Source organism: Parazoarcus sp. PS-13 R2A, assembly GCF_057621855.1.
In genome coordinates this window covers 1-23,080 of record NZ_JBYEXN010000026.1, presented here as the reverse complement: position 1 = coordinate 23,080, position 23,080 = coordinate 1, and the positions used below count along the sequence as shown (strand labels likewise).

Below are 23,080 nucleotides of genomic sequence, written 5' to 3'. Positions count from 1 at the left end.
CGTTGACTCGGCAACCCTTATGGAGATTGCTCGACGGCTTGCAAGTCAGATCGATTCATTCAATCGCGTATTAGGGCTTGAGCGAAGCCCCAGCGCTTCGCCGCTTGCAGCACCACCACCTCGCTTCAAGAAGTAACATACGCTCCAATGGACTGATCACGAGCCATCGTCCCTAGTTTGAACAATGTGCCAATGCATCAGAAAAATGACAAGCAATGTGACGCAAACAATGCGGATGGGATAGCGTGACAAAACCATCAAACTAACGTACACAGACATTCGATGGTGGGCACAACTACAATGAAAACATTAACTTAAAATAGCTATTCATCAGCAGATCCGGTTTTCGAGCCACCGCGGCCCCACCAAGAAATGAATGCATTCCGGCCAATCCGAAAGGGTTGGCCTTTTTGCTGTCCGCGCACTGCTCGCAAGCCGAAAGCGCCCCCAGCTTATTCCGGAACGTGCCCCGCGCACTGCACTCCGACAGATACACGCACCGGCAGACAACCGGAGAGCGAATCGTGAAGCGTGTGCGTGCAGTTTCAGTTCCGTTTTCGGCCGCGACCCAATCAGCCCCTCCGACCGGCGTCAATCGGGCATGTGTCCTTCGATTCGGCACCGCATGATTCACTCGCGCGCAACGTCAGCAGGCTTTTCATGGCAACGTCTCGCCAAAATCGCTGCATAATCGAAACCCTCTGTTCCTGATCGCCGGCAGCGACCGGCGCTCGGCAGCCACCCCGCAAAGGGCCGGAGACTTCGGACTCCATACACACCCGAATCGATCTCAATGCAATCAGTCGCCACCTTCGCTGCACTGCTCGCCGTTGCCGTTTTTCTCGTTCCTTTCTTCAAGCGTGCGGGGCTCGGCACAGTGCTGGGCTACCTCGTCGCGGGGGTGCTGATCGGCCCCTGGGGTGCGAGCGTGGTGCACGACCCCGAGAACCTGCTGCATACCGCAGAGCTCGGCGTCGTGCTGCTGCTGTTCATCATCGGCCTTGAGCTTCAGCCCAGCCGCCTGTGGGCATTGCGCAAGCCGGTGTTCGGGCTCGGCGCGCTGCAGTTCTTCGGTGTGGGCGCGCTGCTCATCGGTGTTGCCAGGCTGCTGGGGCTGAGCTGGTCCGAGTCCGTTCTGGCCGGCCTGGCGCTGGCCCTGTCGTCGACGGCATTCGTGCTGCCGACACTGGCCGAACGCAATGAGCTGCATAGCCGCTACGGCCGCGAAACCTTCGCCATCCTGCTGTTCCAGGATCTGATGGTCATCCCCTTGCTGGCGCTGCTGCCCCTGCTCGGTGCCGACAAGCCGGAAGGCGGCGTGTCGCCCGTCGTGGGACTGGTGGTGCTGGGCATCGTCATCGCCATCGGGCGACCGGTGCTCGACCGCATCTTCCGCCACGTCAGCCGCATCGACAGCCGCGAGATGTTTACCGCCGCGGCGCTCGCCACCGCGCTCGGCCTTGCCCTGCTGATGGAGGCCAGCGGCCTGTCGATGTCGCTCGGCGCCTTCGTCGCCGGCGTGCTGCTGTCCGACTCGGACTTCCGCCACGAACTCGAAGGCTCGATCGCGCCCTTCCAGGGCCTGCTGATGGGTTTCTTCTTCATCGCGGTGGGGATGAGCATCAACCTCGGCATGATCGTGCAGCACCCGATCAACGTCATCGCCTTCACCTTCGGCCTGCTCGCAATCAAGGGCTTCGGCCTGTACGGCCTGCGCAGGATGGTTGGCGGTGCAGCCAAAGTGTCGCGCATGCAAGCCCTGGCGCTCGCGCAGTGCGGCGAGTTCGCCTTCGTGCTGTTCGGGGCCGCGCGGGCAAATTCGCTGCTGCCGGTAGATGTCGTCGAACAGCTGACGCTGTCGGTCGCGCTGTCAATGGCCATCGCCCCGCTGCTGTTCATTATCGGCGACCGCATCAACGCCAGGGAAGCAGCGAACCAGCCGGAACAGCCTGCCGACGACATGCCCGACGAACCCAACCCCGTCGTGATCGCCGGCTTCGGTCGCGTCGGCCAGATCATCGGCCGCATCCTGCGCCTGCGCGGCGTGCCCTTCACCGCCCTGGACAAGGACCGCGACGAAGTCGACGTCGTGCGCCGCTTCGGTGCCCAGGCCTACTACGGAAATGCGGCCCACCTGGAAGTGCTGGACGCCGCCCGCGTCGGCGAAGCCAAGGTATTCGTGCTGGCCATCGACGACATCGAAACCTCGCTGCGCTGCGCCGAACTCGTGCGCAAGCATTTCCCCCACGTGCAGATCGTCGCCCGCGCGCGCGACCGCTTCCATGCCTACCGCCTGATGGACCTCGGCGTCACCCTGCAGATGCGTGAAACCTTCAAGTCCAGCCTCGCCCTGGCCTGCATGACCTTCGAAGCCCTCGGCAAGCCCCCCGAGGTCGCCAGCCAGATCATCGACCTGTTCGCCCGCAACGACCAGGAACTGCTCAAGCGGCAACAGGCGCTGTACCACGACGAGAGCCAGCTGATTCAATCCACCAAGGATGCGCACATGGAACTGGTGGCGCTGCTGGAGCAGGAGCTCGCTGCAGCCGGGCCGCCGGAAGCGGAACCAGAAAGCCCGAAGGCCTGAGCCAGGTCTGCCGCGCGGGCCTGGCTCAGGCCGCCTGCCGGTAGACACGCATCCATTGCAGGATCACGGCGGCACCTTCGGATGCGGCCTGCCATTCGCGCTCGGCACACGAAGCGCCGTTTGCGAGTGCGTCCCCCAGGTCCAGCCAGCCGGCCCAATCCACCTCGGGCATCGCCGCGCGGCCTTCGGCAGGCAATGCCGACGCAGCGTCGGTGATTTCACGCAGACACGCCAGCGTCGCTGCTCGCGTCAGGCGGCTACGGGAAAAATCGTCGGCACTGAGGCCTTCGACCAGGGTCAGGATGTCGGTCGCGGCCTCCTCGACCCGAACAAGCATATCGGTACGTATCTGCGCTGCACTCATGCGTTTCAGCTCCGGAAAATGGCGTTACCGGCGTTCCCCAGCAATTTGGGCGCCAGGCTGCAAGCCCCGTGCACACAGCGCCGCCCTGTCGCAAAGCCGACAAACCAACTGCTCACACGACAGTTTCCACACATCCCCACCCCTGCTGATCAGCGCTGAGCCCAGCGTTCACGCGATCTGCGCGCGCGCGGCCGAACTGGTATCGGATTTGCAAGGTGCGGTGCATGAAGCGCACCGACTCCGCCATCCCGGCTTCCCCCCCGACGCTATCGGACAGCGACGTAGTCCGGCTGTATCACGCCCGCAGCAAACACCGCTTCGAGGCCTACGCAGCCGGACCGGCGATGCTCGACTGGGATGCGCAGCCCGCCCCCTTCCGCCACTATGATGGCGCCCCCACCGTGGCACTGCCATTGCTCGGAGCGCCTGGCGCAAGCGCACCGCTGCGGGCAGTGCAGGACCTGCCCTTTCCCTGTGCAGGTGCCCCGCACTTGCCGCAGAGGCCGGGCCTGGAGAGCATCGGCACGCTCTTGCACCTGTCGCTCGGCATCACCGCATGGAAGGTCATGGGACCGGACCGCTGGGCGGTGCGCGCCAACCCCTCCAGCGGCAACCTGCATCCGGTGGAAGCCTGGCTGATCGCACGGGACATTCCGGGGCTTGCCGACGGGGTGTATCACTACCGGCCCGAAGACCACGTACTGGAGTGCCGTGCGCTGGACAGGACAGCCGGATCGGACACGCCGCGGCTCGGCCTCGCACTCAGCACCGCGATGTGGCGCGAGGCGTGGAAATACGGTGAGCGCGGATTCCGCTACTGCCAGCTCGACGTCGGCCACGCTGCCAGCGCCCTCGCGCACGCTGCGGCACTGCTGGGCTGGTCGCTGGCCGAGCAGCCAGTGCCCACTGCATGCCTCGCGCATCGGCTCGGTCTCGACCGCGATGCAGACTTTCCAGGCAGCCGTCACCCGCAGGTCGAGCGTGAAGAGGCCGAACTCCTGCTCGCCGTCGGACTTGACGGGCACGGACCGGCTTCCGCCACACAAGCCCTGCAGCCGCCGGCGGACGACACGCGATGGTTCGGACGCGCTTCGCTGCTGGACCCGCTGCCACGCTACCGCTGGCCCCTGATCGACGACGTCGCCGCAGCAACCCGGCACCGGGCAGAGGGCACAGCCCCCGCCACTGCGGCGGTTGCGCCCCCCTGGCAGCCCTCGGCGCAGCTGGCCGGCTTCGACAGCAGTGCGGCCCGGACCATGTTGAGCAGGCGCAGCGCGCAGCGTTTCGACGCCTCGCACCGGATGAGCCGGGCAGCCTTTCACAGCGTGCTCCATGTCCTTGGCGACAGCATGCGTCCAAGCAGCCTCTGGCCCCATGCCTCGGGAATGGTGGCCGCGCTGTTCGTGCACCGGGTCGACGCCTGCGCGCCCGGGCTGTACCTGCTGACGGCCGACGGCTGTGATGATGCAGGCGCTTTCGCCACCTCCGGTGAGCACGTGGAAACCATCGGGGACGGCCTGACACTGCGTCTGCATCGCAAGCTTGAGCAGGTCGAGCTCCATCGTCTCGCGCACAGCCTGCACTGTCATCAGGACATCGCGTCCACCGCCTGTCTGGCGCTCGGCCTGATCGCGCCCTTTGACGGCGTCATCGCTGCCAACCCTGCGGCCTACCGCGATCTGTTCCGGCTGGCCGGACAGACGGGACAGGCCCTCTACCTTCTCGCCGAACTCCTCGGACTTCGCGGCACTGGCATCGGATGCTTTTTCGACGATCCGGTCCACGAAGCGCTGGGCCTCTCCGGCAGCAGTCATCAGACCCTGTACCACTTCACCATCGGTCTGCCGATTGACGACGCAAGAATCGAATCCGCCCCGGCCTATCCCGCCGACCGCGCCCTGCATCAGCCCGCCAACCGGACACCAACATGATGAACACCGAAACCCTGACCGCCTCCGAACCAAGCAGCCGCCAGGCCCACCGCATCTCCGCCGCGGATGCGGCCGACATGCTCCTGCGCCACAGGGACGGTGTGCTGCCCGCCCTTGCGGTGTTCGATGTGCGCGACGAAAACAGCTATCGCGTGGCGCATATCGACGCAGCGGTCCGCCTCGCCGAGGCCACTTTTCCGCAGCAGATCCGGGGGCTGAACCGCGCCACGCCGGTTCTGATCTACTGCTATCACGGCAATGCCAGTCGCACCTGGGCGCAATGGTTCGCGGATTTCCGCTTTCCCGAGGTGTATAGCGTGGATGGCGGCTACCCGGCCTTCTCCGACGCACTCGCTACACGCCGCGCCGGCCAGCAAGGCACGCCGGTCGCAGGCATGGACGCCCGCGCCGACCTCCTCGCGTTCCTGCAGACACACGGATTCGACCCTTTCGACCTCAACGCGCCGCGCCAGCACGGCCTGACAGCGCTGATGCGTGCGGCCCTCGCGGGGCATGAGGGCGTGGTCGACGCCCTCCTCGCCTGCGGTGCAGACATCTCCCGCCGCAACATGGACGGCAACAACGCCCTCTGGCTGGCCTGCGTATCGGGTAATGCCGCGATCGTGCGCAGACTCGTGCAGGCAGGCATCGACATCGACAACCGCAACGACATGGGTGCGACCTGCCTGATGTACGCCGCCTCGGCCGGCAAGGCCGAGATGGTCGCACTCCTGCTCGAGTGCGGCGCCGACCCGCAGGTGCTCAATTTCGACGACGCCCGCGCAGTGGACCTCGCCGCCACCCGCAGCTGCCTCCAACTTCTTCGCCACACGATCGGATGACTGCCGCCATGACCAGCTCGATGCCCCCCAAATACCGCGCCCTCTCCCATTTGCTGAACACCCTGGAACACGCGCTCGATGATGGCCTGATCGAACTCGATGAACGCTGGCGCGACAACGAGGAAGCCGTCGGTCTGCTGCTGCCGGGAGACGCAGCGCTTGCAGCCTTCGTGTTCACCTACGGCCAGCCGCCCGGACGCTATGGGGTCGAACTCTCATTCCCCGACGCGGGCAGCCCGCCGCCCGCCGAGCCGCTGGTGCGGGAGGAGCTCAGCCTGGCGCGCCTGCTCGGCGTTCTGCGCACCCATTTCGGGCTGCCGGAAGCCGCCTGAGCAGCCCCAGGCCAGGCGCCAGCAACCCCAGCCAATCTCACTGATCAAGACCAGGAGCACAGCATGGCAAACATCGGCATCTTCTTCGGCACCGACACCGGCCGCACCCGACGCATCGCCAAATCGATCGCGAAGAAACTCGGCGCTGCAGCCGCCGACCCGCTCAACGTCAACAAGGCGACGGCCGACGATTTCCTCGCCTACGACGCCCTGATCATCGGCACCCCGACGCTGGGCGACGGCGAACTGCCCGGCCTCGAGTGCGGCGCCCAGACCGCAAGCTGGGCCGAATTCCTGCCTCAGCTCGACGGTGCCGACATGAGCGGCAAGGTCGTTGCCATCTTTGGACTCGGCGACCAGGAGAAATACGGCAACGAATTCTGCGATGCGATGGCCGATCTCTACGACTGCGTCACCACCTGCGGTGCAAACGTGATCGGCACCTGGCCGGTCGACGGCTACACCTTCAAGAGCTCCCAGGCCGTGATCGACGGCAGTTTTGTCGGTCTCGCACTCGACCAGGACAACCAGCCCACGCTCACCGACGAGCGTGTCGATGCCTGGCTGGCAGGGATCACGCCGGCACTGATGGCTGCCGCTGGCTGACCGCCCCCTGTCCACGCCCGCGCCATGCGCGGGCACCCCGGAACACCCCCATCGTAACGGAGCCCATCATGGCAAAACCCAAGAAACACGTTCTCGTCTGCGTCCAGGGCCGTCCCGCCGGCCACCCCCGCGGATCCTGTCAGCAGAAGGGCTGCAACGAGGTCTATCAGGGCTTCATGGAAGCCTTTCAGGCCCGTAACCTGTGGGCGGACTACGCCGTGACCAATACCGGCTGCATCGGCCCCTGCTCCAATGGCCCGAGCGTGCTGGTGTATCCGGAGGGCGTGATGTACTCGGGCGTCAGTGCGGCCGACGTCGGCAGCATCATCGACGAGCATCTCATCGGCGACAAGCCGGTCGAGCGCCTGCTGGCGCCGGCCAGCGTGTGGTGACCGCCATGAGCGCCGCATTCTGCTCACCCGGCGACGTCGTATTCGCACTCGACGCCATCCACAACGACGGCAGCATTCCCGATATTGACGCCGGCGCGCTGCTCGCTGCGGCCGGAACCCGTGGCGTAGTGGTGAAGACCGGTCATGTCGAGGCCGCCCCTGACATCGACATCATCCTGGTGCGCTTCGAGGGCGAGGACGATGTGCTCGGCCCCCCGGTCGGATGCCTGGTCGAAGAGTTGCGGCTGGAGCCCGTCCTCACCAGCTAGGCTGCGGTCACTGCCTGCTTGCAAGCCATGGAGTGTGACCGTCCCCAGGTCACACTCCATGGATCACCGCAGCGCCTGCGCCGCATCCCCAGCCCGGCCTCCGTCCCGTTCCCTGTCGGGTTTCCGACAATCGGCACGCGCCGGGATGTCGCAATCGGCGCACTTGTCCGGCCCCCGCGCAGCCGGACAGGCCGATTCCCGTATCCGGACGCCTGGCACGCTGCTTGCGCAAGGAGTCCATCGCCCCAGCTCAGGAGGTGTCGGCGCGCGCACGCCGTCCGACTCAGGCCATGAACCATCCGCACAAACCCGAGACCGGTGACTACACGCCGCCGGAGAACCCCTGCCCACGATGTGCGCTGCGCAACAGCCTGCTCGCCGAAGGCCGCTGCGCGCCCGGCGACGCCTGTCTGTTCGTCCACAGCGGACGCCAGATCGACCGCTTCCTGGCGCGCAACCCGGCCTTTGCCGAAGGCTGTCTCAGCGACGATTTCTGGGAGCGCCGCGCAATCGCGGTCCGCTACGCGCCCGCCGAGGCCGCAGGCCGGCTGATCGACGACCCTGACGAAACCGTCCGGCGCGCGGTGGCAGTCCGCGCCGAAGGCGAAGCCCTGCTTCACCTTGCCCGCGACGAGGATCGTGAAGTACGGGTGACCGTTGCCACCCGCCTGCCTCCGTCCGAACTCGGGCGCCTGATGCGCGACCCCGACTATGCCGTGCGCCTGCAGGTGGCTCGTCGTCTGCCGCACGGCAGTCTGCCGCAGATGACCGACGATCCCGATCCTGTCGTGCGCAAGGAGATCGCCCGCCGCCTGCCAGCCTTCGCACTCAGCCGCCTCGCCCGCGACGCCGACCCGGAAGTCCGCGCCCTTGCGGCAGGACGCATGCTGCCGAACGATGCCGCCACCATGCTCGCCGACCCGCACTGGCTGGTGCGCGCCGCGGCCGTTCAGCAGGCGCCGCTCGAGGCGCTGGCTGCCGTCTCCGACGACCCGGAGGAAACCATCCGTCTGCTCGTGGCCGATCGCCTGACCGATGCAGCGAAAACCCCGCAGTCCGCACCCGATCAGTAACACCGCCACACCGCCGATCATTCCAGAGCCCATCAAGGAAGCCACATGAACTACGTCCCGCTCGCGCCCCCGCCCAAGACCAGGCCGGACCTCGCCCTCGACGACACCTTGCGCTACCTGTGCGCCACTCTCACCCCCTTGCCTGGACACGCCCCCTTGCTGGACGCCTTGCGTCACACCGGCGGGCCCGACTTCAGCCTGCGCCTCTCGCGCGGAGGCTGGTTCCGGCCCGGCCGCATCATCGACGCTCAGGGCGACACCGTCGCCGAGGATGCGCTCGCCTGGCTGGAGCAGCACTGGGCAGCGTGCGGCGAGGATGGCGCGGCATTTGCCGACGAGTTCGGCGACAGCGGCTTGCGGCTCACGCTGGATCAGGGGGTGAGCCACTACTTCGTCTGTCCTTGCGGCAGCGAACCCACGGACTATCACCAGCTTGAGCTCGAGGAACTGCAGGAAGTCATCAGCCACGAGGTGGGGCCACGCCACACCCCGGCGGATGCCGTTGAAGCGCTGCTCGATCGCCCCGCAGGAAGCCCGCCACCACAGGTACTGGGCGCGCCGCGCTACCGCTTCCGCCGCCTCACCGATATGCGCGCCTTTGTCACCCGCATCGAGATGCAGACGGGCAAACCGGCTCCGGTATTGCGCTTCCTGCGCGAGTGGTCGGAGAGCAGCTCGGGACGACAAGGGCATTTCAGCGATCACTGGATCCTTGCGCTGTCGGAGCATCTCGACCGCTACCGTCAGACCCGCGCCTCTGCCATTCCGGTTGCCGCACACGCCCCGCAGTGGCCCCATGCCCCAGGTGCGCGCGGCACAGCCCTGGCACAGCAGCTGCACGACTACGACCGCGACGCCGGCTACGGATTTGCATGGTATTTCCACATGGTCAGTGCGCACCGGGTACCGCGCAGCATCACCCGCGAAGTGTTCAATGACCTGCAGGACGACATGGCATACCTGCCCGAGCGCGACGCCAGTCTGATCCACGGCTGGATGCACGACCCATACGCCCTCTGAGCGCACATGCAGGCCGTGCGCTGTCGTGTCACGGCCTGCACATTGTCGGTTTCGCGACAACACGAACAAAGCCTTCTTCCTTTTTCTTTCAGTCACTTGTCAGCAGAATTCAGTGCGGCACGGAGCTTGCAGAAGAAAGCTCATTCATGCACACGGAGCCTGACCGTGAAAGCCGCCGACATTGCCGAACTGCTGAACGAACCTGCCTGCACGCACAACAAGAAGGAGAAATCCGGTTGTTCGCGCCCCACCCCCGGCGCCTCGGCCGGTGGCTGCGCCTTTGACGGCGCGCAGATCGCCTTGCTGCCGATCGCCGACGTGGCCCACGTGGTTCATGGCCCGATCGCCTGCAGCGGCAACTCCTGGGACAACCGCGGCACCGCCTCGTCCGGCCCCACCCTGTACAAGATCGGCATGACAACCGATCTGTCGGAACAGGACGTGATCATGGGTCGCGGCGAGAAGCGCCTGTTCCACGGCATCAAGCAGGCCATCGACACCCATGCCCCCGCGGCCGTCTTCGTCTACAACACCTGCGTGCCGGCACTGATCGGGGACGACATCGAGTCGGTCTGCAAGGCCGCCAGCGAGCGCTGGAACGTGCCTGTGGTGCCGATCGACTGCGCCGGCTTCTACGGCACGAAGAACCTCGGCAACCGGATCGCCGGCGAAGCCATGGTGAAGCACGTGATCGGCACCCGCGAACCGGAACCGGTCGCGGCAGAACGGATTCCACCGGGCATCACCATCCACAGCATCAACCTCATTGGCGAGTACAACATCGCCGGCGAGCTCTGGTACCTGACCCCGCTGTTCGACGAACTCGGCATCCGCATCCTGTGCACCCTGTCGGGCGATGCCCGCTTCCATGAAGTCCAGACAATGCACCGCGCGGAAGTCAGCATGCTGGTCTGCGCCAAGGCCATGATCAACGTCGCACGCAAGATGGAAGAGCGCTACGGCATCCCCTGGTTCGAGGGCAGCTTCTACGGCATCACCGACACCTCGGCCGCGCTGCGCGAGATCGCCCGCCTGATCGGCGACCCCGATCTGGTCCAGCGCACAGAAGCGCTGATCGAACGCGAGGAAAAGCGGGTCCGTGCCGAACTCGACGCCTGGCGCCCGCGCCTCGAAGGCAAGCGCGTCCTGCTCTTCACCGGCGGTGTCAAATCATGGTCGGTGGTGTCGGCGCTGCAGGATCTGGGCATGATCGTCGTCGCCAGCGGCACCAAGAAATCGACCGAGGAGGACAAGGCCCGCATCCTCGAACTGATGGGTGACAACACCATCATGCTCAACACCGAGGGCGCGCGCGATCTGCTCAATGCGGTGTACGAACTGAAGGCCGACATCCTGATTGCCGGCGGACGAAACCTCTACACCGCGCTCAAGGCCCGCCTGCCCTTCCTCGACATCAACCAGGAGCGCGAATTCGGCTACGCCGGCTACGACGGCATGAAAGAGCTGGTGCGCCAGCTCGCGCTCACCCTCGAATCGCCGGTGTGGGCCGCCGTCCGCAAGCCCGCCCCGTGGTCGCAGAAAGCGATGGTGATCGCCGGCCCCGAGATGGGGGACAGCCCGGACGGTGGCGACGAGTCCGACGCGCACGCCCACGACCATGACCACGCCGCGCCCACCGGCGCCGCTGCCTGAGGACGCCCATCATGGCCGAAATCATTCGTCACCCCAAGGCACTCGCGGTCAATCCGCTGAAGTCGTCGGCACCGGCCGGCGCCGCGCTGGCCTTTCTCGGCATCAACCGGTCGATGCCGATCTTTCATGGCTCGCAAGGATGCACGGCCTTCGCCAAGGTCTTCTTCGTGCGCCACTTCCGCGAACCCGTGCCGCTGCAGACCACGGCCATGGACCAGGTCGCCACGGTGATGAACGCCGACGGCAACGTCGTGCAGGCGCTTGCCACGGTATGCGGCAAGAGCAAGCCGGCCCTGGTCGGCCTCGCCACCACCGCGCTGGCAGAAACCCAGGGCACCGACATCCGGCGGCTCGTGCATGAGTTCCGGGCCAAGCACCCCCAGTTCGATCACATCCCGGTCGCAGCAGTGAATACGCCGGACTTCGCAGGCTGTCTCGAGACCGGCTATGCGAGCGCGGTGAAGGGCATCATCGAGGCCACGGTGCCCGACACGGCAGGCAGCGGCCTTGTCGGCAAGCGCAAGAAACAGGTCAACCTGCTGCTCGGCGCCCACCTCACCCCGGGCGACGTCGAAGCGATCAAGGAATGGGTCGAACTCTTCGGCCTGCGCCCGCTGGCGGTGCCCGATCTTGCCGACTCGCTTGACGGTCACCTGATTGCGGAAGACTTTGTCCCGGTCACGCTTGGCGGCACCACCATCTCCGAGCTCGCCACCCTGGGCGAGGCGGTCGCAACGATCGTCGTCGGGCGCTCACTCAAAGGTGCGGCCGACCTGCTGGCGGAGCGCACCGGCGTACCCGACCACCGCTTCGATGGGCTCATCGGGCTGGACGCCTGTGATCGTTTCACCGCCACACTGGCAGAGATCGCCGGCATTGCGGTGCCCGAAAAGCTCGAGCGTCATCGTGCGCAGTTGCAGGACGCAATGGTCGACACCCACTTCATGACCGGTCTGCGCCGGGTCGCGATCGCGGCCGACCCCGACCTCCTGCTGCAGCTTTCCGAGCTCTTTGCCGGCATGGGCAGCGAAATCGTCAGCGCGGTGTCGCCGATCAAGGCCGCAAGCCTCGCCGGCGTGGCCGCCGGGCAGGTGCATGTCGGTGACCTGGAAGACCTCGAAAACCTCGCCCGCAGCGCCCACGCCGAACTGCTGGTGTCCAACTCGCATGCCGCGGCAACTGCTGCGCGGCTCGGCGTACCGCTGCTGCGCGCAGGCATGCCGCAATACGACCTGGTAGGCGGCTTCTGCAAGACCTGGGTGGGCTACCGGGGTACCCGGCAAGTCCTGTTCGATCTGGCCAACCTGGTACTGCAACATCATGACTCCATCACACCTCACCACTCCCGCTACAAGCAGCCCGCCCCCTCCGCGCCGCAGACAGCTGCGGCTGGTGGGCACTGAACAGGCGAGACCGCTCATGAATGGCGTACGCATTGCCTTTGCCAGCACCGACCGCAGCACGGTGAACCAGCACTTCGGCTCCACCGAGGCCTTTGCCATTTTTGAGATCGGTGCAGACACCTGCCAGCTGGTGGAGGTCACTGAATTCATCGATACCTCGCAGGACGGCAACGAAAACAAGCTGCCGGCGAAGATCGCCACGCTTGCGGGCTGCGCTGCGGTGTACTGCCTCGCCGTCGGCGCGTCGGCCGTAAAGCAGTTGCTGGCGGCCGGTGTGCAGCCGATCCGGGTAGAGGAAGGTCGTGCCATCGACAGCCTGGTCGAAGAGCTTCAGGCCGAACTGGCCAGCGGCCCCGCGGGCTGGCTGGCGAAAGCCATCAAGGACAGGCAGCCGGCCGACAGCAGCCGCTTCGACGAGATGGAAGCCGAGGGTTGGCAGGAATGATGCAACGTAACGGCAAGGTCATCAGCATTTCCGACGACGGCGTGACCGTTCGTTTCGAACGCGCTGCAGCCTGCGGAGGCTGTCGCGCGGAGAAAGTCTGCGGCACTTCGAACACGACCGATCTCGTCCTCAGCGCCGCGGGCTGCGCGTCGCGTGCCGGCGACGAGGTCATGGTCGAGATCGATGGCGGCATGGCATTGCGGGCCCTGTTCGTCACCCACTTGCTGCCGGTCCTCGGCCTGCTCGCCGGCATGGGCTTCGCCAGCCTGATCCAGCTCACCGATGCAGGTATCGCCGGCCTCAGTTTCGCCGGCCTCGGCCTCGGGCTCATCGCCTCGCGGCGGGTCGCACGCCACCCTGCACTGCAGCCCGCCCCCCGAATCACCTCCGATCCACTCAACCCAACGCGTGCAAGCCTGCACCAGGAGTCAGACACATGATCAGCATCGACACCAGTACCGCCCCCGCCGCCGTCCTCAGCCCCGAACTCGCCGACACCGACTTCATCAAGGAGATGAACCGCCAGGCGCGCGCACTCGACAGCTACGGCACCTATGACGGCTGGCCGGTCGATCGCGTCCTCGCCCCCTATGTGCTGACCAAGGAACAGCGGCGCCAGATTCCGGTGATCGGCGACCCCGACGACGTCACCATTTCCCGCGTCAAGGCATTCCATAACGCGATCGCGGCCCTGATTGAAAAGGAGTGCGGACTGATGGCCGTGCCGGTGATCAACATCACCCACGAAGGCTTCGGCCGCGGAATGATCACCGTCGGCAAGCTCGTCGTACTCGACCGCACCCTGCGCGACGTGCATCGCTTCGGCTTCGAGTCTTTCTCCAAGATGAAGGACGAGGCCGACAAGCACCTGTCCGTTGCACTGGAGATCATCGGCAAGTACCCGGAAGTCGCCGGACTCTGAGCAACGCCCCCCATCGCCCGCGCCGGCAGCAGGGCGCGGGCATACGCCAAGGAGATCGACATGACCGATGAAGAACTCAAGAACCTCGAGAAGGAAGTCCGCAAACTCAAGCGCAAATCGCAGGAATGGGCCTCGCAGCTGCATGACCTGGTTGAAGACCGTCTCCCGGCCGGCTACGAGGAACTGCCCACGATGTCCCAGTCTGCATACGACGCATGCAAGGCATGGGCTGACGCCAACGCGCGCCTGATGGCCGCAACCGAAACCGCAAGCTGATCACCCGCCGTCAGCCCGCAGCACCAAACACGCTATCAACTGCACAACGAAACAGAGGAACACACCATGGATCCGATCACCGGTCTCACTCGCGGCGGCACTGCCTGGACCCCGGAGTTCGTTCTCGAACTGGACGGCAAGAAGTGCATCGGCTGCGGCCGCTGCTACAAGGTCTGCCCGCGCGACGTTTTCGACCTCGTCGAACGTGACGACGACATGGACGACGATCTCGACGACGACAACATGATGGTGATGACGCTTGCCAATGCGCTCGACTGCATCGGCTGTGGCGCCTGCAGCCGCGTCTGCCCCAAGGACTGTCACACGCACGGCGCATCGCCGGTCATGGCCTAAACCGCCGGGCCGACGTGTCCATGAACGACCTCGCCCTTGTCCTCTATCACAAGCAGTCCACCAGCGCCCGTCTGCGTTTTGCACGCTTCGGCGACTCCATCGTGGCGGCACGCCTCGCCGCGCCCGCAGGCGATGGCGTGCTTCCGCACCCCGGAACCCTGACCGCCAGAGCAACTGACCGGTTGGGCCTCCCGGCCGGCGCCCTGCAGATCGACACCGAGTTCGAAGCCGACATCCTCTCGCCCGATGGCACGCTGACCGTGCGCCTGGCCCATTTCACCGACATCGACCCGCCTTTCGATGCAGTGGCCAGCGCCGACGGACGCTTCGTCAGCATCACCGAGATGAGGGGCATTCCCGACACCGAGCGCGACGTGCTGCGCCTGGTGTACGAACACGTGATCGGCTGAACTGCGCTGCGGCCCCCCTCACCCAGACAGCGGCGCAATGCCGCTGTTTTCCATTGTCGTGCCAGCACTGTAGGAAATGCGACAAAGCCCCCCAGCCGTCCCCTTCGCGACACAACAAGCCTCAAACAGACCGTTAATAATCAGTACTTTACGCATCGCATCCGAGTGGCACGCGGTTTGCGATAGGTCTCCCAGAGCCCTTTCCAACCGGAGACCCGAACATGATCACGCTTACCCCCACCGCACTGAAAGCCGTCAGCCGTTTCATCTCCACCTCCGCCGACCCGGTCGCCGGACTGCGGATCCACGTGCAAGGCGGCGGCTGCTCCGGCCTGCAGTACGGAATGAAGCTTGAAGCCGAAAAGGCCGAGGACGACACCATTGTCGAATTCGACGGTGTCACGCTTTTCGTCGATCCCTACTCCGCCCCCATGCTGGCCGGCGTCACCGTCGATTTCGTCGAGTCGCTGAGCGGCTCCGGCTTCAAGTTTGAAAACCCCAACGCCTCGGCCGGCTGTGCTTGCGGCCAGTCCTTCTCAGCCTGAGCCCGGGAGACCGCCATGTGGGATTACTCCGAAACCGTCAAGGAACACTTCTACAACCCGCGCAATGCCGGCGCCCTGCCTGATGCCAATGCAATTGGCGAAGTCGGCTCGATCTCCTGTGGCGATGCGCTGCGCCTGATGCTGAAGGTGGACCCGAGCAACGAGACCATCACCGATGCCAGCTTCCAGACCTTCGGCTGCGGCTCGGCCATCGCCTCAAGTTCGGCGCTGACCGAGATCATCAAGGGCAAGACGCTCGACCAGGCACTGGAAGTCAGCAACCAGGACATCGCCGACTTCCTCGGCGGCCTGCCCCCGGAAAAGATGCACTGCTCGGTCATGGGCCGTGAAGCCCTGCAGTCGGCCGTCGCCAACTACCGCGGTGAAGTCTGGAGCGACGATCACGAAGAGGGCGCACTGATCTGCAAATGCTTCGCCGTCGATGCGGTGATGATCGAAGACACCATCCGCGCCAACAACCTGTGCAGCGTCGAACAGGTCACCAACTACACCAAGGCCGGTGGCGGCTGTTCGTCGTGCCACGAAGGCATCGAGGAAATCCTTGCCAAGGTGCTGGCCGAGCGCGGCGAATCCTTCACCGCCGCACCGCCGCCGGAGAAAAAGCAGCCGGGCAAGCTCACCACCCTTGAGCGTATCCGCAAGATCGAGCAGGTCATCGAGAAGGCACGCCCGAACCTGCAGCGCGACCACGGCGACATCGAACTCGTCGATGTCGATGGCAAGACCATCTACGTATCAATGAAAGGCGCCTGCTCCGGTTGCCAGATGGAAGCGGTCACGCTTGGCGGCGTGCAGGCCCAGATGATCGAAGCCCTGGGCGAGATCGTGAAGGTCATCCCGGTCAAGGCCACTGCCAAGCTGGCGCCGAACTCGCTGCCCGCCTGACGACACACCCCTCCCCACCCCGGTGGGGAGCATCCATACACGGTAGCCCCGCGGAGAGAACGATGAGCATCCCCAACCTGACCCCGATCTATCTCGACAACAACGCCACCACCCGTTGCGCCCCCGAGGCGGTAACGGCGATGCTGCCCTACTTCACCGAACAGTTCGGCAACCCGTCCTCGATGCACAGCTTCGGCGCCAAGGTCGGCCACGCGGTCAAGGCGGCTCGCACGTCGCTGCAGAAGCTGCTGGGCGCCGAGTTCGACTCCGAGATCATCTACACAGCCGGTGGCACCGAAGCAGACAACACCGCCATCCTGTCGGCCCTCAAGGCCAATCCGGAGCGCAAGGAAATCATCACCACCACGGTCGAGCACCACGCAGTGCTCCATCTGTGCGACCAGCTCGAGAAAGAGGGTTACACCATCCACAAGCTCAAGGTGGACGGCAAGGGCCGGCTCGACCTGAACGAATACGCCAAGCTGCTCAGCGACAAGGTCGCGGTGGTATCCGTGATGTGGGCCAACAACGAAACCGGCACCTTCTTTCCGGTCGTGAAGATGGCTGAGATGGCCAATGCCGCCGGGGTGCTGTTCCACACCGACGCCGTGCAGGCCGTTGGCAAGATCCCGCTCAAGCTCAAGGACACCGCCATCGACATGCTGTCGCTGTCAGGCCACAAGCTGCATGGGCCGAAGGGCATCGGCGCACTTTACCTGCGTCGTGGCGCGCGCTTCCGCCCCCTGCTGCGCGGCGGCGGTCAGGAGCGCGGCCGTCGCGCCGGTACCGAAAACGTACCCGCGATCATCGGCATGGGTGTCGCTGCCCAGCTCGCACTCGAGCACCTCGAGATCGAAAACACCTATGTCCGTGCGCTGCGCGACAAGCTGCAGGCCGGCATTCTGGCCGCCGTGCCGCACGCGTTCGTCACCGGCAACCCGGACGATCGCCTGCCCAACACGCTCAACGTTGCATTCGAGTACGTCGAAGGCGAAGCCATCCTGATGCTGCTCAACAAGCAGGGCATTGCGGCATCGAGCGGCTCGGCCTGCACCTCAGGCTCGCTGGAACCCTCGCACGTGATGCGTGCAATGGGCATTCCCTACACCGCAGCGCACGGCACCATCCGCTTCTCGCTGTCGCACGAGAACACCGAGGCCGAGATGGACCGGGTGATCGCAGCCGTACCGTCGATCATTGCCCAGCTGCGCAAGCTGTCGCCCTACTGGGGCGAGAACGGGCCGGTCACCGACCCTGAAAAGGCCTTTGCACCGACCTACGCCTGAGTTCACACCACTTCCGGACGAGAACGCCATGTCGACCCCGATCATCATCGACGACACCACCCTGCGCGACGGAGAACAGTCCGCCGGGGTGGCATTCACCCGCAGCGAGAAGTGCGGCATCGCCGCCATTCTGGCGTCGATCGGTGTTCCGGAACTGGAGATCGGCATCCCGGCCATGGGCGTCGAGGAGTGCGATGACATCCGCGCAATTGCGCACACCCTGAGCGATACAGCGCACTACACCAGACTGATCGTCTGGGGCCGGCTGACCGGCACGGATATCGATGCCTGCCGCAGTCTTCCGGTGCACATGCTGGAGCTTTCCGTGCCGGTATCCGACCAGCAGATCCGGCACAAGCTCGGCTCCAATCGCGACGAGGTTCTGCAGCGCATCGCACGCTGGGTGCCGGTGGCGCGCGAAGCCGGGTTTGAAGTGGGCCTCGGCGGCGAGGACGCATCGCGCGCCGACCCTGCCTTTCTTGAAGAAGTGCTTGCCGCTGCCGAAGCGGCAGGCGCCCGGCGCTTCCGTTTCGCCGACACCCTTGGCGTACTCGACCCCTTTGCCACCTTCGACGCCATTGCCCGCCTGCGGGCGGCCAGCGCGCTGGAGATCGAGATGCATGCGCATGACGATCTCGGCCTCGCCACCGCGAACACGCTGGCAGCGGTACGGGCGGGTGCCAGCCATGTAAACACCACGGTCAATGGCCTTGGCGAGCGCGCCGGCAATGCTGCACTGGAAGAGGTTGCACTCGGCCTGCGTCAGTTCCACGGCCTGGGTGAGCTGATCGACTTCCGCCGCCTCCTCGACGCATCAACCGCGGTCGCACAGGCCTCGGGCCGGCCAGTGGGATGGAGCAAGAGTGTGGTCGGTGAAGGCGTCTTTACTCACGAGGCGGGCATTCACGTCGATGGCCTGCTGAAGGACCCCGCAAACTACCAGAACATCGACCCGGCATTGCTCGGACGCAGCCACCGACTGCTGCTGGGCAAGCACTCCGGCAGCCGTGGCGTGGCAGCAGCCTATGCAGGCCTCGGCATCATGCCGGATGAAAACCAGTTGCTGTGGTTGCTCGCGCGCGTACGTGAATTTACCGGCCGGACCAAGCGCACGCCCGAACGTGCCGACCTGGTCGCGTTCTGGGATTCGCTGCAGGCCAGCCAGGCAGACTGGTTTCCGCAACCGTTCATGACCGCCCCCGCCATCCCTGCCGGAGCCTGATCACCATGGCCACAGAAAGCGCAACCATGACCGCAGAAAACCTCGTGCCCACCCCAAGCCTGCCCAGTCTTCTGCGGGAGGACATTCGCTGCGTGTTCGGCCGCGACCCTGCTGCCCGCACGACCTGGGAAGTGCTCACCACCTACCCCGGCGTTCACGCCCTGATCACGTATCGCATTGCCCACGCCTTGTGGCTGCGCAACTGGCGCTACCTGGCACGCCTGGCGAGCTTCATCGGCCGGGTCCTGACCAATGTCGATATTCACCCGGGCGCCCGCATCGGCCGCCGTTTCTTCATCGATCACGGCGCGGGCGTCGTCGTCGGCGAGACCGCCGAGATCGGAAATGACGTCACGCTTTACCACGGGGTCACCCTAGGTGGCACCACCTGGAATCCGGGAAAACGTCACCCCACACTCGGCGACCACGTCGTCGTCGGCGCCGGCGCGAAGATTCTTGGTGCCATCACCATCGGCAGCCGGGTCCGGGTCGGCGCCAACTCCGTGGTGGTCAAGAACGTACCTTCGGATCGTACTGTGGTTGGCATTCCTGCAAAGGTCGTGCGCAGGGAAGGTCCGATCCTGAGCCCCACGGACGAACTCAACCTCGATCACCACCTGATGCCCGACCCGGTGGGCCATACGCTCAACTGCCTGCTCGACCGCATCAAGTCACTCGAGTCGCAGATTTCGGGCCTGCAGGCCAACGCCGAAGCGCCTCTACCGAAGAAGCCCCGCACGACAATTCCAGTGGTCGCGGTCAGTAACATCGACTGCGAGGCCAATACGGACCAGGCCTGTCCCGAATGTGCCTGCCAGCCTGAGAACGAACTCACGTCGGAGACACGTTGATGGACCTGCTGCACTTTGACCCCGAACCCCTGTACTTCGAAGATCCGCTCCCGGACGGTGTGCTCGAACTGATCGAACGCGCCGGCGAACACTACGGCGCGCCCGAAGCCGAACAGGCGCTTGCCGAAGCGGGCCTCAAGGCGCCGGATCACCTGCTGGTCCTCGTCGCCCGTTACCGCTATCACTTCTACCGTCACCAGATGGCGGACGCACAGCGGGTCGTGTGGCATGCGATCGACGTCAGTGGCGCACGGGTTGGACTGCCCGCGGACGGCAGCGGTATCGACGCTGACAAGGTCGCCACCGCAGCACACCGGTCAATGACGCTGACCCGCTTCTATCTCTCTGCGCTGAAGGCCGCAGCCTACATCCGGCTGCGCGAGGGCGACATCGGTGGTGCCATCCAGATCCTTCAGCCTCTGGTGCAGATCGACGATGCCGACCGCCTCGGCAGCAAGGTTCTGCTTGACGTTGCACGCGCAGCAGAAGAAGCCTCCCAATCCCCATCTGAATACGGAGCCTGATCATGGACGAACTCACTCTTGACGAAGCAATGGAAGAACTGTCCGCTGCGGAGGACTTTCTGGAGTACTTCGGCGTCAGTTACGAGCCTCAGGTCGTGCACGTGAACCGTCTGCACATCCTGCAGCGCTTCCACGACTACCTCTCCAACAATCCGGTCGAAGGCGACGATCAGGTTCGCTACACCCACCATCGCAACTTTCTCGAGATGGCTTACCGCGACTTCACGGTTTCCGACGCGGTCACCGAAAAGGTGTTCTCGGTATTCAAGAAGGCCAGTGGCACGGCCTTTGTTCCCCTCGGCGCCGTCCAGCGCTGACCCATCAGAACCAGCGAGGCCAAACTCATGCGCCCTGAATTCGATTATGGCGATGCCGTTCGCGTCACCCGAAACGTGCGTGACGATGGCACCTATCCGGGCATGGCCGTGGGTGATCTGCTGGTACGACGGGGTTCCACCGGCACCGTCATAGGCGTGGGCACCTTCCTTCAGGACCAGATCATCTACACCGTGCACTTTCTCGAGATTGACCGCATCGTCGGTTGCCGTGCCGAGGAGGTCATCGCAGCCGATGCGCCATGGGCGCCAAGCCGCTTCGAGTCGCGGGACAAGGTGCTCGCGGGAAAAGCCTTCTCCGTTCGTGGAGAGGTCGTCGTGGAAAAAGGCGCGATCGGCGAGATCATCCGTGTCGTGCGTGACATGCCGGAAGGCGTTCATTACCACATCAACTTCCCCGGCTACATGCTGTGCATTCCCGAGAGCTCAGTCGAGCCCCTTCCCCAGCCCGTATCACGACGTCGCATGCACGCCGATACAGCAGAAGAGGAGCCCGCACCGTGACGCCCGACGCCTACTATGAGCTCAAGGCCGCGCTCGCCCTGTTCGGACGGGACTGCAGTGCGCTGACCGACGACGAGCGCGTTCGCGCGAAGAACGTTGCGCGCCAGTACGCTTCAATCGAGACGGTCGTGCTATCGAGCGACGAGGCCAGCGGCGTCTGCCTCTCGCCAGGCGCGGTAAAGAAAGCGCTCGGCGAACTCCGGGATCGTCATCAGGATGCGGACAGCTTTGCGGACACCCTCGCGCACGCAGGCCTGACTGAAAGTCTGCTCGCCGACGCATTGCGCCGTGATCTTCTGGTGGACGCAGTCATGGCAAAAGTTGGAGCCGCCGCCGGACAGGTTGGTGCAACCGAAGCCGAGATCTTCTACTACACCCACCTCGATCGCTTCCATACCCCGGAGCGCAGAACGGCCCGTCACATCCTGATCACCGTAAACGAGAACTTCCCGGAAAACACGAGCGAACGCGCAGCACAGCGCCTGAGCGAGATCGCAGGTCGCCTGAAAGCCAAACCCGGCCGCTTCGAGGAGCAGGCCATCAAGCACTCGGAATGCCCAACGGCACTCAACGGCGGCCAGCTTGGAGAGATCCGCCGCGGGCAGCTCTATCCCGAACTCGATGAAGCCCTGTTCCGTCTTGCCGCAGGCCAACTCTCCGACGTTCTTCGCTCCGAGATGGGATTTCACATCGTGCGCTGCGACGCAATCCATCCCGAAGGCACTGTTCCCTACGCTGAGGTCGCCGAAACGCTACGTCAGCGTCTGACCGACGAGCGCGCCAGCAAGGATGCCAAACGCTGGCTGGCGGGCCTGCTCAAGAAGACCAGGACACCAGCCGCCGGTTAGCTGCAATACGACGCAGCGTGGCAGGAAGACGCCGACCTCACCCGCCTCAGGCCGCCGTACAAACAAGGTTTACTCAACTGAAAAAGAGCACGACATGCTTCTGAAAACTTACGAAGAGAAAGGCCTGCTGTTCAACAGCAATTTCACCGAACCGGCAGGCCCGGCAGACACGTTTGCCTACCGTGGAGACCTCATGCTGGTCGAGGGCGACGTTGCGGACGCATCGGGCCGCCGCAAACCACCAACGGCAACCATCAGACAATCCGTCCTGCTCGCACAAGGTGACAAGCTGCTCCTCGCAGCCGGTCTCTTCGACGACATTGCACGCCTTCCTGTGTTCGTCAAACGCTATGGCGCTGACTTCTCACCGGAAACGCACGCAGTCTTCTTCGTGTCGAATATCGCCAAGCCGATGAAGCTCAAACTGGAAGGGATTGAATTCGCCCTGATCCCGCTTGAAGACGGCATGGTGTGGAACGAACTGCTCGATGAACTCGGCATTGAAAAGAGCGAACTGAAGGGACAGTCAGCCGGTGAAAAGGTCGCAACGGTCCACGCAGCATTCAAGTCCCACGCATTGAAAGGCGCCGAACTCACGCTTGAAGCCGCGCTGGAAAATACCATCGAAGTGAAGCGTGGAGGGCGCGGCCCCGTCTGACGCAGGCGCCTCTGATCACACCTACGCCAATTCGGGGCACCCGTAATGGTGCCCCGTTTTCCATGCCACGCATTCAGGATCAGCAAAGCCCGGAGCAGGTCACCGGCAAGCGAAGCGCATGGACACGAGCTCATGTTCTTGAATCCCCGAACCCAGCTGACTCGCACCGAAGCTGCTGGCCAGAGGAATGCTAGCATCCAGAGCCGCAGTGTCTCGACTGACCACGGGCAGAGCTTGCGTGGCGCTTCCGGTCAAAACGACACCTTTGACGCCTCACCTCAGCCAATGCACCCGAATGCTGCGCAAACATCGCGACTGGCACAGCCCGGCTGGCTAAAGCGCCTGCGTATGTAACGTACGGAGGGTGCTGGCAACGCAGGCAGAAGTTCACTCAATCCAAGGGACTCGTTTCTCGCGTTGCAGCGCTGGGTGCCGTAGACAGCAGAAACCCCGCTGAGGGTTGCCTCAGCGGGGTTAAGCGTAGGGTTAGTCTGACGATGACCTACTTTCACGAGAACGAAT

Annotated in this window: 28 protein-coding genes; 27 read left to right on the top strand and 1 reads right to left on the bottom strand. The window is 64.7% G+C overall.

Annotated elements, in window-relative coordinates:
- Nucleotides 1–793: 793 nt before the first annotated feature.
- Nucleotides 794–2,587, top strand: a complete 1,794-nt coding sequence (locus tag AC22G6_RS19115; RefSeq protein WP_108950868.1) for a monovalent cation:proton antiporter-2 (CPA2) family protein — start codon at nt 794–796, stop codon at nt 2,585–2,587.
- Nucleotides 2,588–2,612: 25 nt separating this feature from the next.
- Here AC22G6_RS19115 and AC22G6_RS19110 read toward each other — a convergent pair whose 3' ends face one another.
- A complete protein-coding gene (locus tag AC22G6_RS19110; RefSeq protein WP_487368099.1) occupies nt 2,613–2,951 on the bottom strand; it encodes a HepT-like ribonuclease domain-containing protein in 339 nt (112 codons plus the stop codon).
- Nucleotides 2,952–3,175: 224 nt separating this feature from the next.
- Here AC22G6_RS19110 and AC22G6_RS19105 point away from each other — a divergent pair, with 224 nt between their 5' ends.
- The 26 genes from AC22G6_RS19105 (at nt 3,176) to AC22G6_RS18980 (ending at nt 22,558) form a co-directional block, all read left to right on the top strand.
- Nucleotides 3,176–4,882: a SagB/ThcOx family dehydrogenase gene (locus tag AC22G6_RS19105; protein WP_487368098.1), complete on the top strand. Its 1,707-nt coding sequence runs from the start codon at nt 3,176–3,178 to the stop codon at nt 4,880–4,882.
- Nucleotides 4,879–5,724 (top strand): ankyrin repeat domain-containing protein, encoded by an 846-nt coding sequence (locus AC22G6_RS19100; RefSeq protein ID WP_487368097.1) that lies wholly within the window; start codon nt 4,879–4,881, stop codon nt 5,722–5,724. The genes AC22G6_RS19105 and AC22G6_RS19100 overlap by 4 nt, the downstream gene beginning before the upstream one ends.
- 8 nt (nt 5,725–5,732) lie before the next feature.
- Nucleotides 5,733–6,056, top strand: coding sequence for a hypothetical protein (locus tag AC22G6_RS19095; RefSeq protein ID WP_487368096.1), 324 nt, complete (start codon nt 5,733–5,735; stop codon nt 6,054–6,056).
- Between the two features lie 63 nt (nt 6,057–6,119).
- Nucleotides 6,120–6,662 (top strand): flavodoxin, encoded by a 543-nt coding sequence (locus AC22G6_RS19090; protein WP_108950865.1) that lies wholly within the window; start codon nt 6,120–6,122, stop codon nt 6,660–6,662.
- A 68-nt stretch (nt 6,663–6,730) separates the two neighbouring features.
- The gene (locus AC22G6_RS19085) at nt 6,731–7,054 is read left to right on the top strand and encodes a (2Fe-2S) ferredoxin domain-containing protein (protein ID WP_487368095.1); all 324 of its coding nucleotides are present in this window, start codon (nt 6,731–6,733) and stop codon (nt 7,052–7,054) included.
- Nucleotides 7,055–7,059: 5 nt separating this feature from the next.
- On the top strand, nt 7,060–7,323 hold the full coding sequence (locus AC22G6_RS19080) for a nitrogen fixation protein NifZ (protein WP_108977141.1): 264 nt from the start codon (nt 7,060–7,062) through the stop codon (nt 7,321–7,323).
- 290 nt (nt 7,324–7,613) lie between these two features.
- Nucleotides 7,614–8,396, top strand: a complete 783-nt coding sequence (locus AC22G6_RS19075; protein ID WP_108951539.1) for a 4Fe4S-binding leucine-rich repeat protein — start codon at nt 7,614–7,616, stop codon at nt 8,394–8,396.
- Between the two features lie 45 nt (nt 8,397–8,441).
- A complete protein-coding gene (locus AC22G6_RS19070) occupies nt 8,442–9,416 on the top strand; it encodes a hypothetical protein (protein ID WP_487368094.1) in 975 nt (324 codons plus the stop codon).
- A 165-nt stretch (nt 9,417–9,581) separates the two neighbouring features.
- Nucleotides 9,582–11,069 carry a nitrogenase iron-molybdenum cofactor biosynthesis protein NifE gene (gene nifE / locus AC22G6_RS19065; protein WP_108951538.1) on the top strand — a complete coding sequence of 496 codons (1,488 nt, stop codon included), beginning with the start codon at nt 9,582–9,584 and terminating at the stop codon, nt 11,067–11,069.
- 11 nt (nt 11,070–11,080) lie between these two features.
- Nucleotides 11,081–12,472 (top strand): nitrogenase iron-molybdenum cofactor biosynthesis protein NifN, encoded by a 1,392-nt coding sequence (gene nifN / locus AC22G6_RS19060; RefSeq protein ID WP_108950862.1) that lies wholly within the window; start codon nt 11,081–11,083, stop codon nt 12,470–12,472.
- Between the two features lie 16 nt (nt 12,473–12,488).
- Complete coding sequence (locus tag AC22G6_RS19055; protein WP_234418917.1) at nt 12,489–12,917, top strand: NifB/NifX family molybdenum-iron cluster-binding protein; 429 nt, start codon at nt 12,489–12,491, stop codon at nt 12,915–12,917.
- A complete protein-coding gene (locus AC22G6_RS19050; RefSeq protein ID WP_108950860.1) occupies nt 12,914–13,357 on the top strand; it encodes a SoxR reducing system RseC family protein in 444 nt (147 codons plus the stop codon). Before AC22G6_RS19055 ends, AC22G6_RS19050 begins: the two co-directional genes overlap by 4 nt.
- On the top strand, nt 13,354–13,839 hold the full coding sequence (locus tag AC22G6_RS19045) for a NifX-associated nitrogen fixation protein (RefSeq protein ID WP_108950859.1): 486 nt from the start codon (nt 13,354–13,356) through the stop codon (nt 13,837–13,839). Before AC22G6_RS19050 ends, AC22G6_RS19045 begins: the two co-directional genes overlap by 4 nt.
- Before the next feature lie 60 nt (nt 13,840–13,899).
- Entirely contained in the window at nt 13,900–14,115 is a 216-nt protein-coding gene (locus tag AC22G6_RS19040; RefSeq protein WP_108950858.1) for a CCE_0567 family metalloprotein, read from the top strand.
- Between the two features lie 66 nt (nt 14,116–14,181).
- Entirely contained in the window at nt 14,182–14,469 is a 288-nt protein-coding gene (fdxB, locus tag AC22G6_RS19035) for a ferredoxin III, nif-specific (RefSeq protein WP_108950857.1), read from the top strand.
- A 20-nt stretch (nt 14,470–14,489) separates the two neighbouring features.
- On the top strand, nt 14,490–14,879 hold the full coding sequence (locus AC22G6_RS19030) for a hypothetical protein (RefSeq protein ID WP_108950856.1): 390 nt from the start codon (nt 14,490–14,492) through the stop codon (nt 14,877–14,879).
- A 221-nt stretch (nt 14,880–15,100) separates the two neighbouring features.
- Entirely contained in the window at nt 15,101–15,424 is a 324-nt protein-coding gene (locus tag AC22G6_RS19025) for a HesB/IscA family protein (protein WP_108950855.1), read from the top strand.
- Nucleotides 15,425–15,439: 15 nt separating this feature from the next.
- Entirely contained in the window at nt 15,440–16,330 is an 891-nt protein-coding gene (gene nifU, locus AC22G6_RS19020) for a Fe-S cluster assembly protein NifU (protein WP_108950854.1), read from the top strand.
- 62 nt (nt 16,331–16,392) lie between these two features.
- Nucleotides 16,393–17,616: a cysteine desulfurase NifS gene (gene nifS / locus AC22G6_RS19015; RefSeq protein ID WP_108950853.1), complete on the top strand. Its 1,224-nt coding sequence runs from the start codon at nt 16,393–16,395 to the stop codon at nt 17,614–17,616.
- A gap of 28 nt (nt 17,617–17,644) precedes the next feature.
- Nucleotides 17,645–18,838, top strand: a complete 1,194-nt coding sequence (nifV, locus tag AC22G6_RS19010; RefSeq protein ID WP_487368093.1) for a homocitrate synthase — start codon at nt 17,645–17,647, stop codon at nt 18,836–18,838.
- Nucleotides 18,839–18,843: 5 nt separating this feature from the next.
- A complete protein-coding gene (gene cysE / locus AC22G6_RS19005; RefSeq protein ID WP_487368092.1) occupies nt 18,844–19,689 on the top strand; it encodes a serine O-acetyltransferase in 846 nt (281 codons plus the stop codon).
- Nucleotides 19,689–20,213: a hypothetical protein gene (locus AC22G6_RS19000; protein WP_487368091.1), complete on the top strand. Its 525-nt coding sequence runs from the start codon at nt 19,689–19,691 to the stop codon at nt 20,211–20,213. Before cysE ends, AC22G6_RS19000 begins: the two co-directional genes overlap by 1 nt.
- 2 nt (nt 20,214–20,215) lie before the next feature.
- Complete coding sequence (gene nifW, locus AC22G6_RS18995) at nt 20,216–20,530, top strand: nitrogenase-stabilizing/protective protein NifW (protein ID WP_108973084.1); 315 nt, start codon at nt 20,216–20,218, stop codon at nt 20,528–20,530.
- Nucleotides 20,531–20,557: 27 nt separating this feature from the next.
- Nucleotides 20,558–21,052 carry a nitrogen fixation protein NifZ gene (locus AC22G6_RS18990; protein ID WP_108950848.1) on the top strand — a complete coding sequence of 165 codons (495 nt, stop codon included), beginning with the start codon at nt 20,558–20,560 and terminating at the stop codon, nt 21,050–21,052.
- Nucleotides 21,049–21,900, top strand: coding sequence for a nitrogen fixation protein NifM (nifM, locus tag AC22G6_RS18985; protein WP_487368090.1), 852 nt, complete (start codon nt 21,049–21,051; stop codon nt 21,898–21,900). Before AC22G6_RS18990 ends, nifM begins: the two co-directional genes overlap by 4 nt.
- Nucleotides 21,901–21,994: 94 nt before the next feature.
- The gene (locus AC22G6_RS18980) at nt 21,995–22,558 is read left to right on the top strand and encodes a hypothetical protein (RefSeq protein ID WP_487368089.1); all 564 of its coding nucleotides are present in this window, start codon (nt 21,995–21,997) and stop codon (nt 22,556–22,558) included.
- Nucleotides 22,559–23,080 lie beyond the last annotated feature (522 nt).

Bases quoted from the DNA above. Each gene is read 5' to 3' on its own strand.
- AC22G6_RS19115 (WP_108950868.1), top strand. From the start codon at position 794: ATGCAATCAGTCGCCACCTTCGCTGCACTGCTCGCCGTTGCCGTTTTT.
- AC22G6_RS19110 (WP_487368099.1), bottom strand. From the start codon at position 2,951: ATGAGTGCAGCGCAGATACGTACCGATATGCTTGTTCGGGTCGAGGAG.
- AC22G6_RS19105 (WP_487368098.1), top strand. From the start codon at position 3,176: ATGAAGCGCACCGACTCCGCCATCCCGGCTTCCCCCCCGACGCTATCG.
- AC22G6_RS19100 (WP_487368097.1), top strand. From the start codon at position 4,879: ATGATGAACACCGAAACCCTGACCGCCTCCGAACCAAGCAGCCGCCAG.
- AC22G6_RS19095 (WP_487368096.1), top strand. From the start codon at position 5,733: ATGACCAGCTCGATGCCCCCCAAATACCGCGCCCTCTCCCATTTGCTG.
- AC22G6_RS19090 (WP_108950865.1), top strand. From the start codon at position 6,120: ATGGCAAACATCGGCATCTTCTTCGGCACCGACACCGGCCGCACCCGA.
- AC22G6_RS19085 (WP_487368095.1), top strand. From the start codon at position 6,731: ATGGCAAAACCCAAGAAACACGTTCTCGTCTGCGTCCAGGGCCGTCCC.
- AC22G6_RS19080 (WP_108977141.1), top strand. From the start codon at position 7,060: ATGAGCGCCGCATTCTGCTCACCCGGCGACGTCGTATTCGCACTCGAC.
- AC22G6_RS19075 (WP_108951539.1), top strand. From the start codon at position 7,614: ATGAACCATCCGCACAAACCCGAGACCGGTGACTACACGCCGCCGGAG.
- AC22G6_RS19070 (WP_487368094.1), top strand. From the start codon at position 8,442: ATGAACTACGTCCCGCTCGCGCCCCCGCCCAAGACCAGGCCGGACCTC.
- nifN (WP_108950862.1), top strand. From the start codon at position 11,081: ATGGCCGAAATCATTCGTCACCCCAAGGCACTCGCGGTCAATCCGCTG.
- AC22G6_RS19055 (WP_234418917.1), top strand. From the start codon at position 12,489: ATGAATGGCGTACGCATTGCCTTTGCCAGCACCGACCGCAGCACGGTG.
- AC22G6_RS19050 (WP_108950860.1), top strand. From the start codon at position 12,914: ATGATGCAACGTAACGGCAAGGTCATCAGCATTTCCGACGACGGCGTG.
- AC22G6_RS19045 (WP_108950859.1), top strand. From the start codon at position 13,354: ATGATCAGCATCGACACCAGTACCGCCCCCGCCGCCGTCCTCAGCCCC.
- AC22G6_RS19040 (WP_108950858.1), top strand. From the start codon at position 13,900: ATGACCGATGAAGAACTCAAGAACCTCGAGAAGGAAGTCCGCAAACTC.
- fdxB (WP_108950857.1), top strand. From the start codon at position 14,182: ATGGATCCGATCACCGGTCTCACTCGCGGCGGCACTGCCTGGACCCCG.
- AC22G6_RS19030 (WP_108950856.1), top strand. From the start codon at position 14,490: ATGAACGACCTCGCCCTTGTCCTCTATCACAAGCAGTCCACCAGCGCC.
- AC22G6_RS19025 (WP_108950855.1), top strand. From the start codon at position 15,101: ATGATCACGCTTACCCCCACCGCACTGAAAGCCGTCAGCCGTTTCATC.
- nifU (WP_108950854.1), top strand. From the start codon at position 15,440: ATGTGGGATTACTCCGAAACCGTCAAGGAACACTTCTACAACCCGCGC.
- nifS (WP_108950853.1), top strand. From the start codon at position 16,393: ATGAGCATCCCCAACCTGACCCCGATCTATCTCGACAACAACGCCACC.
- nifV (WP_487368093.1), top strand. From the start codon at position 17,645: ATGTCGACCCCGATCATCATCGACGACACCACCCTGCGCGACGGAGAA.
- cysE (WP_487368092.1), top strand. From the start codon at position 18,844: ATGGCCACAGAAAGCGCAACCATGACCGCAGAAAACCTCGTGCCCACC.
- AC22G6_RS19000 (WP_487368091.1), top strand. From the start codon at position 19,689: ATGGACCTGCTGCACTTTGACCCCGAACCCCTGTACTTCGAAGATCCG.
- nifW (WP_108973084.1), top strand. From the start codon at position 20,216: ATGGACGAACTCACTCTTGACGAAGCAATGGAAGAACTGTCCGCTGCG.
- AC22G6_RS18990 (WP_108950848.1), top strand. From the start codon at position 20,558: ATGCGCCCTGAATTCGATTATGGCGATGCCGTTCGCGTCACCCGAAAC.
- AC22G6_RS18980 (WP_487368089.1), top strand. From the start codon at position 21,995: ATGCTTCTGAAAACTTACGAAGAGAAAGGCCTGCTGTTCAACAGCAAT.